The 6973-nt window shown below is 76.4% G+C and carries 9 protein-coding genes and 1 pseudogene; 4 read left to right on the plus strand and 6 right to left on the minus strand.

Annotation, left to right across the window (positions count from 1 at the left end; genetic code table 11):
* Positions 1–58: 58 nt before the first annotated feature.
* The gene (locus PYV61_RS18280) at positions 59–1039 is read right to left on the minus strand and encodes an SDR family NAD(P)-dependent oxidoreductase (protein WP_345785259.1); all 981 of its coding nucleotides are present in this window, start codon (positions 1037–1039) and stop codon (positions 59–61) included.
* Here PYV61_RS18280 and PYV61_RS18285 point away from each other — a divergent pair.
* A complete protein-coding gene (locus PYV61_RS18285; RefSeq protein ID WP_275834265.1) occupies positions 1028–1744 on the plus strand; it encodes an energy transducer TonB in 717 nt (238 codons plus the stop codon). The genes PYV61_RS18280 and PYV61_RS18285 overlap by 12 nt on opposite strands.
* A 40-nt stretch (positions 1745–1784) precedes the next feature.
* Here the strand turns inward: PYV61_RS18285 and PYV61_RS18290 are convergent, their stop codons facing one another.
* Positions 1785–2129 (minus strand): hypothetical protein, encoded by a 345-nt coding sequence (locus PYV61_RS18290; RefSeq protein WP_275834267.1) that lies wholly within the window; start codon positions 2127–2129, stop codon positions 1785–1787.
* 122 nt (positions 2130–2251) lie between these two features.
* Here PYV61_RS18290 and PYV61_RS18295 point away from each other — a divergent pair, with 122 nt between their 5' ends.
* Positions 2252–2476: a hypothetical protein gene (locus PYV61_RS18295; RefSeq protein WP_275834269.1), complete on the plus strand. Its 225-nt coding sequence runs from the start codon at positions 2252–2254 to the stop codon at positions 2474–2476.
* Here the strand turns inward: PYV61_RS18295 and PYV61_RS18300 are convergent.
* Positions 2417–3100, minus strand: coding sequence for a hypothetical protein (locus PYV61_RS18300; RefSeq protein ID WP_275834271.1), 684 nt, complete (start codon positions 3098–3100; stop codon positions 2417–2419). The two genes, PYV61_RS18295 and PYV61_RS18300, sit on opposite strands and share 60 nt — an antisense overlap.
* A gap of 23 nt (positions 3101–3123) precedes the next feature.
* On the opposite strand from PYV61_RS18300, the gene PYV61_RS18305 reads away from it, so the two are divergent.
* Entirely contained in the window at positions 3124–3609 is a 486-nt protein-coding gene (locus PYV61_RS18305; protein WP_275834273.1) for a PaaI family thioesterase, read from the plus strand.
* Here PYV61_RS18305 and PYV61_RS18310 read toward each other — a convergent pair.
* From PYV61_RS18310 to pruA, 3 genes are all read right to left on the minus strand, one after another.
* Positions 3590–3826, minus strand: coding sequence for a hypothetical protein (locus tag PYV61_RS18310; protein ID WP_275834274.1), 237 nt, complete (start codon positions 3824–3826; stop codon positions 3590–3592). The two genes, PYV61_RS18305 and PYV61_RS18310, sit on opposite strands and share 20 nt — an antisense overlap.
* Before the next feature lie 7 nt (positions 3827–3833).
* A complete protein-coding gene (locus PYV61_RS18315) occupies positions 3834–4787 on the minus strand; it encodes a PhzF family phenazine biosynthesis protein (protein ID WP_275834276.1) in 954 nt (317 codons plus the stop codon).
* 137 nt (positions 4788–4924) lie between these two features.
* On the minus strand, positions 4925–6568 hold the full coding sequence (gene pruA, locus PYV61_RS18320) for an L-glutamate gamma-semialdehyde dehydrogenase (RefSeq protein ID WP_345785260.1): 1644 nt from the start codon (positions 6566–6568) through the stop codon (positions 4925–4927).
* A gap of 179 nt (positions 6569–6747) precedes the next feature.
* Between pruA and PYV61_RS18325 the strand changes: the two are divergent.
* Positions 6748–6973 (plus strand): annotated as a pseudogene (locus PYV61_RS18325) (histidine ammonia-lyase); the annotation flags it as partial.

Below are 6973 nucleotides of genomic sequence, written 5' to 3' on the forward strand. Positions count from 1 at the left end.
CGACCTGCGACCTGCGACCTGCGAGGGCACCCGGTCGCAGGTCGCAGGTCGCAGGACCTCAGGGAACCAGCCGCAGCGTCCGCGACTCCCCCCCCGCCCCCGCGATCAACGCGTCCAGGTCGTCCGCCCGGCTCACGAAGCGCCCGCTCAGCGCGTCCGCGTCGCCGCGCGCGAGGCGCTCGACCAGCGCGGCGGCCTCGTCGGGTTGGACGTCGTGACCGTCGGCGAAGGTTGCCACGTACCCGGGGAGCCAGGTGCGCGCCGCCTCGCTGGCGATCAGGCGCTCGGTCATCGCCGTCCGCACCGTCCCCGGCTCCAGCGCGAACACCGCGATCCCGTGCGGGCGCGCCTCGGCGGCCGCCACCTCGGTCAGGCGGGTCACCGCGCACTTGCTGACCCCGTACGCCGAGGCGTGGGGCATCGCCAGGTTGCCGACCCGGCTGGAGACGTTGACGATCCGGCCGCGCCCCCGGGGGACCATGCGCGCGAGCGCCGCGCGCATGCACAGGAAGACGCCGCGCACGTTCACGTCGAAGGTTGCCCACCAGTCGTCCGGGTCCGACGCCCAGACCGGGCCGGGCACCGCGCCGCGCCCCGCGTTGTTGACGAGCAGGTCGAGCGGGCCGAGCGCGCGCTCCGCGTCGGCGACCATCGCCTCCACCGAGGCCGCGTCGGTCACGTCGGCGGGAATGGTCCGGGCGGTCCCGCCGTCGGCCGTGATGGCGGCTGCGACCGCCTCCAGCTCCTCGGTGGAGCGGGCGGCGAGCGCCACCGCGGCGCCGGCCCGGGCGAGGCGGGTCGCCATCGCCGCTCCCAGGCCGCGCCCGGCTCCCGTGATCAGGGCGACTCGTCCCGCGAGGGCGCCGGTTGGCGTCATCGTCCTGTCAGGACCGGTGGCCGGGGGCGAGCTTGGGGAGTCCATGGAGCGTGGGATGCGGGACGGTAGGGGACGGGGGAGTGCAGCGACCCATTGTGGGCCCGTCGGGCGCACGGTACGGTAGCGGCATCGGGACTCAAGGAGGGCCCGGTGGGACTTCATCTCATCGAATCGGGGCGCCACCAACACTGGCTGGCCGCCCCCACGTTCTGGAGCGCGGCGGCGCACGCCGGGCTCGTCGCGTCGCTCATCGCGTCCGCTCCCGCCGGCACCGGCGAGGAGGGGACGGTCGGCACGACGCGCGAGGTCGTGTTCTTCCTGCCGCTCCTCCCAAAGGCGCCCCCCCAGGAGGCGCCGGTCGAGCTGCGGTGGACCGGGGACGGGAAGGGGACCGGCGACGGCGCGCCGTCGCTCCCCGAGGGGCCGACGGGGTTCGTCGAGCGCACGCGCGAGGGAGGCGGCCGCGCCGTCCCCGTGCCGGTCGCCGAGGAGGGGCCGCCGATCGACGGCGACCCGGTGTTCGTCGCGTCCGAGCTCGACGTCGAGGTGCAGCGCGACCCGTCGAGCGTCGGCCCGCGCTACCCGGAGCCGCTGCGGCTCACCAACACCGAGGGCGCGGTGACCGCGGAGTGGATCGTCGACACGACCGGCGCCGCCGACCCGGCGTCGTTCAAGATCGTCGCGTCGTCGCACCCGCTCTTCACCGACGCGGTGAAGGAGTGCCTCACCGGGATGAAGTTCCGCCCGGCGGAGCTGGGCGGGCAGCGGGTGCGCCAGCTGGTGCGGCAGGAGTTCCGCTTCCAGCTGCAGCTCCCGGTCGCCGCCGCCGACACCGTGGCGCGGCCGTCGCGCAAGAAGAAGGGCTGACCCTCGGCGCGTCGGCCCCGTCGCCGGCGCGCCCCTCCGCTCAGGACTCGTCGCGCGTCTGGTAGGCGCGCTCGTGGCGCCCCCACTCGGCCTGCGCCGCCAGCCAGGTGGCGCCGAGCGTGCCGCCGGCCGCCAGCAGCGCGAGCCCCGCCGCGTGCGCCGCGGCCTCGCGGCGCGCGCGGCGGCTGTACTTCCGCCACACGGGGCGCGGGCGCGCCTGCGCGGCCAGCAGGACGCCGACGGCCGTCAGGGCGGCCAGCGGGAGCCCGATCGGGAGGAGCCGCGCGTCGCGGACGAACGCGGCGCGGCCGCGCGCGATGCGCGCGGTGAGTCGGGCGCGCGCCACCAGCTGCGCGCGCGAGGCGGGGGCGTTCGTCGAGGGCATGGGCGCGGCGTGCGGGCGCGTCGGGCGGACGCGTACGGGCGGGACGCGGGAACCGGCGGTCGGGACCGAGCACGGCACGGCGCGTGCCCGTCGTCGGCGCACCCATCCGACGCGAGGATCGCATGGCGACGCCCAAGGAGCAACACGACGCGCGCCGCAACGCGCGGAACGTCGGCCACCCGCACCACCGGACCCCGCCCGCCGACGCGACGCCGCCCGGCGGCGTGCCGCGGATGACGCGCGAGCAGCTGCTGGCCGACGACGTCGAGGGGGCGTCGGGCGGCGCCTCAGCCCCCGGCCGCCTCGGCGGCGAGGTCCCGCCCGAGCAGGGCGCCGAGCGCCCGTAGCTCGGGCGCCAGCACCTCCGCGGCCGGCGCGCCGCCGGGGGCGCCCGCGGGCGCCGTCCGCCCGCACGGCGTGCAGCTGGCGAAGCCGCCGCGCGCCCCGTCGGCGTGGCGGTCGGTGGCCGCGTCCGGAAGCCGGATCGCGTCGGCGCCGAGCGCGATCGGGTGCAGCCAGCAGGCGAGCGGCTTCCAGTACCACGCCGGACGGCCGCGCCGCTCGGCCAGCGCCTGCAGCGCGCAGCGCGCGTCGGGCATCAGGAACGCGCACGCCGCGTCGGCGAAGTGCGGCGGGTAGCCGGCCACCACGCCGTGGTAGCGGCGCGGCACGAGCGCCGTGCGCGCCGGCCCGTCCTCGTCGTCGGGGTACTCGTCGACGATCGGCGCGTCGGGCATCGCCGGCGCCAGCGCGCGCAGCGCCTCCCCCTCGCGCCGCACGAGCGCGCGCAGCACCATCGCCTCCTCGGCGTTGAGGGTCACCCCCTCGGTGCAGCAGGTGCCGCGGCAGTCGGCGAGCGCGCAGCGCGCCAGCGGCCGCGCGAACGACGCCGCGTCGAGCGCCACGGCGGCGAGCGCGTCGCGCAGCGCGCGCGCGGTGGCGGGGAAGGCGGTCGGCGGCGGCTCGGTCACGCCGCGGAAGTTACTCTTCGCGCATGGCCGAACCCTGGATCCCGATCGCCGAGCACCCCGTGGGGCGCACCATCGCCGCCTTCGCCGCGCGCTCCTACGTCAGCGGCGACCCCGAAGGCGAGGGGCTGCGCGTGCGCTACGAGGCGCGCGGCGCCGGGACGCGCGCCGAGCTGGGGGCGACGGCGTGGTTCGGGCCGCGCACGCAGGGGCCGCCGGGGCACGCCCACGGCGGCAGCACCGCCGCGCTGCTCGACGAGGCGATGGGGCTCGCCGTGTGGCTCGCGCACACCTCGGCGCTCGCCGCGCACATCGAGGTCGACTTCCGCGCCCCCGTGCCGCTCGGCGTCACCGCGCGCGTCGAGACGGCGGTGGTGGCGGCCGACGAGCGCAAGGCGTCGGTGACCGCGCGCCTCGTCGGCCCCGGGGGCGAGCTGCTGGCGGAGTCGCGCGGCGTGTTCGTGCTGGTCGCCGAGCGCCACGCGTCGCGCTTCAGGACGGGCGGGGCCTGAGCGGCCGGAGCGCGCCCTGGTGGACCTTCAGGTCGCCGCCGGCGTCGAGGGCGACCAGGTAGAGCGGGCGCGGCGCGACGGCCAGCAGGAGCAGCACGCGCCCCGCCTGCCCGTCGCGCGACCCGCCGGCGATCGCGACCGCGTCGTGCTGCGCGAACGCGACGCCGTCGATCGCCTCGCCGCGCAGCCAGCGGTCGCCGATCCCGGGGGCGGTCACCGCGCCCTCACGCGCGCGGGCGCAGCCGGAGCCGCCCCTCGCTCACGACGACCGCGCTCCCGCCGACGCGCACCGCGGTGATCTCGCCCCCCTGCTTGTCGGCCTCGAGCTCCAGCCGGCTCGGGCGCCCCATCTCGATCCCCTGCGCCACGACCCAGCGCAGCGTCCCGTCGAGGCGCGGCGTGCGCGCGGCGAGGTAGCCGGCGAGCGCCGCGTTCGCCGAGCCGGTGGCCGGGTCCTCGGGGACGCTGAGCCCGGGGACGAACACGCGCGCGTGCACGTCGACGCCGGCGCGCGCGCTCGCCTCGTCGGGGGCGCCCATCGCGAACACCATCGGCTCGCGCGTCCACGCGTCGGGCGGGAGCGCGCGCTCCCACGCCTCGTGGCGCACGCGCGCGCGGCGCACCGCGTCGTGGCTGGCCAGCGGGACGAGCACGAACGGGAGGCCGCAGCCGGCCATGCGCGGCGCGTACGCGCCGTCGAGGATGTCGTCCTCGCGCAGGCCGAGCGCGTCGGCGAGCAGCGCGCGGGACGGGGCCTCGCGCTCCTCGGGGAGCTGGGCGACGGAGAGCTGCGCGAAGGTGGGCTCGACGCCGGCGCCGACGGCGGCGTGCGGGAGGCGCACCTTCACGGGGACGTCGCCGACCTGCTCCTCGAGCAGGATGGTCGCCTCGGTGCCGTCGGCGGTGAGGGCGCCCGTGGCGAACAGGACGTGCGCGGTGCCGATGGTCGGGTGGCCGGCGAAGGGGACCTCGCCGCCGGGAGTGAAGATGCGGACCTTCGCCGCGCCGCCGCGCTCGGGGGGGAGGACGAAGGTGGTCTCGGAGTAGTTGAACTCGCGCGCGATGTCGAGCATCTGCTCGGACGAGAGGTCGCGGGCGTCGAGGAGGACGGCGAGCTGGTTGCCGCCGAACTGGCGGTCGGTGAAGACGTCTGCCGTTACGTAGTCGTAGGTGCGCATTCCTGTTCGTTCGACTGGCTTGGTACCGTGGCCGAGCGGGCGAGGGGTCGGCGCTGCGGCTCCCGACGATCGCTGCGCGATCGAGGTCGCCTGCGTACCTCCCGCCTCGCCACCGCGCGGCGCGACGATCGACGAGGTCAGCGATCAGCGCCAAGGAACGGATACGTCCAATCCGTCGGCGGCACGAACGTCTCCTTCACCGCCCGCGGACTCACCCACCGCACGAGGTTCAGCTTCGACCCCGCCTTGTCGTTCGTCCCCGACCCGCGCGCCCCGCCGAACGGCTGCTGCCCCACCACCGCCCCCGTCGGCTTGTCGTTCACATAGAAGTTCCCCGCCGCGTGCCGCAGCGCGACCATCGCCTGCTTCACCGCCCGCCGGTCGTTGGCGAACACCGCCCCCGTCAGCGCGTACGTCGACGTCCGGTCGATCGTGCCCAGCGTCTCCTCCCACTTCGCGTCGTCGTAGGCGTACACCGTCAGCACCGGCCCGAAGATCTCCTCGCACATCAGCCGGTACGCGGGGTCCGCCGTCTCGACCAGCGTCGGCTCGACGAACCACCCCGTCGCGCGGTCGGCGCCGCCCCCCTGCACGATCGTCGCGTTCTGGCGCGCGTCGTCGAGGTACCCGGAGATCTTGGTGAAGGACCGCTCGTCGATCACCGCGCCGACGAAGTTGCGGAAGTCGCGCACGTCGCCCTGCTGCAGCTCGCGCATCATCGCCACCACGCGGTCGCGCACGTCGGGCCACATCGATTTCGGGACGTAGGCGCGGCTCGCCGCCGAGCACTTCTGCCCCTGGTACTCGAAGGCGCCGCGCACCATCCCGACCGCCAGCGCCTGCGGGTCCGCCGACGGGTGCGCGAGGATGAAGTCCTTCCCCCCCGTCTCGCCGACGATGCGCGGGTACGAGCGGTAGCGCCCCATGTTGCGCCCGATCGTCTCCCACATGCTGTTGAAGACGCCCGTGCTGCCGGTGAAGTGGACGCCGCCGAGGTCCGGGTGCGCGAGCAGCGCGTCGGAGATCGGCTTCGGGTCGCCGGGGACGAAGTTGATGACGCCCGGCGGCAGCCCCGCCGCCTCGAGCAGGCGCATCACCTGCCACGCGCTCGGCATCGCGCTCGACGCCGGCTTCCACACGACCGTGTTCCCCATCAGCGCCGCCGACGCCGGCAGGTTCCCCGCGATCGCCGTGAAGTTGAACGGCGTCACCGCGTACACGAACCCCTCGAGCGGGCGGTAGTCCATCTGGTTCCACATCGCCGGCGTCGAGAGCGGCTGCTCCTCGTACAGCTCCTGCGCGAAGTGGCAGTTGAAGCGGAAGAAGTCGATCAGCTCGCAGGCGCTGTCGATCTCCGCCTGGTGCGCGGTCTTCGACTGGCCGAGCATCGTCGCCGCGTTGATCGTGTCGCGCCACGTCGTCGCCAGCAGCTCGGCGGCGCGCAGGAACACCGCGGCGCGGTCCTCCCACGCCCAGTTGGCCCAGTCGCGGTGCGCGTCGCGGGCGGCGGCGACGGCGCGCTGCACGTCCTCGGGACGGGCGCGGTGCCAGTCGGCGAGCACCTCGCGGTGCGCGCACGGGTTGGTGGCCTGCGCGACGTCGCCGGTGGTGACGTGCTCGCCGCCGATCACCAGCGGGATCTCCACGCGCTCGGCCGCCATCGACGCCAGGCGCGCCTGCAGCGCCGCGCGCTCGGGCGAGCCGGGGGCGTAGCCGCGCACTGGCTCGTTGACCGGCGCCGGGACGCGGCGGATCCCGGCGAAGCCGGTCACGCCGCCCATCGACGGGACGGGCTGCGGGGCGCTGGTCGCGGAGCCGCCGGGCATCGGCGCCTCGGCGCCCGAGCCGTGCGGGACGTGGGGGGCAGCGGTGGTGGTCATGCGGAGCTCGAGTGAGGGGACGGGGGACGTGGGGAATCTACCCGACCACCCCGCGCGCCCTCACCCGCTAGACTTCCGGCATGCTGAACCGTGTTCGCCCCGTCGCGGCGCTCGCGGCGACGGCCGCGCTCTCCGCGCTGGCCGCCTGCGCGCCCGACCCGGTGGAGTGGGCCGCGCCCGACGAGCGCCGCGTCCGCGTCCCCGCGCCGACCCCCGACCGCCCGATCGCGTTCCCCGACGCCGTCGCCGAGTCGCTGCTCGTCGACGCCCTCGGCGCCGCGCTCGCGCTGGCCGCCGACGCCGCCG

The sequence above is a fragment of the Roseisolibacter sp. H3M3-2 genome, assembly GCF_029211165.1.
Lineage (GTDB): Bacteria > Gemmatimonadota > Gemmatimonadetes > Gemmatimonadales > Gemmatimonadaceae > Roseisolibacter.

Coding starts and splice junctions, on each gene's coding strand:
- PYV61_RS18280 (WP_345785259.1), bottom strand. CDS start 1,039: ATGAAGTCCCACCGGGCCCTCCTTGAGTCCCGATGCCGCTACCGTACC.
- PYV61_RS18290 (WP_275834267.1), bottom strand. CDS start 2,129: ATGCCCTCGACGAACGCCCCCGCCTCGCGCGCGCAGCTGGTGGCGCGC.
- PYV61_RS18295 (WP_275834269.1), top strand. CDS start 2,252: ATGGCGACGCCCAAGGAGCAACACGACGCGCGCCGCAACGCGCGGAAC.
- PYV61_RS18305 (WP_275834273.1), top strand. CDS start 3,124: ATGGCCGAACCCTGGATCCCGATCGCCGAGCACCCCGTGGGGCGCACC.
- PYV61_RS18315 (WP_275834276.1), bottom strand. CDS start 4,787: ATGCGCACCTACGACTACGTAACGGCAGACGTCTTCACCGACCGCCAG.
- pruA (WP_345785260.1), bottom strand. CDS start 6,568: ATGGGCGGCGTGACCGGCTTCGCCGGGATCCGCCGCGTCCCGGCGCCG.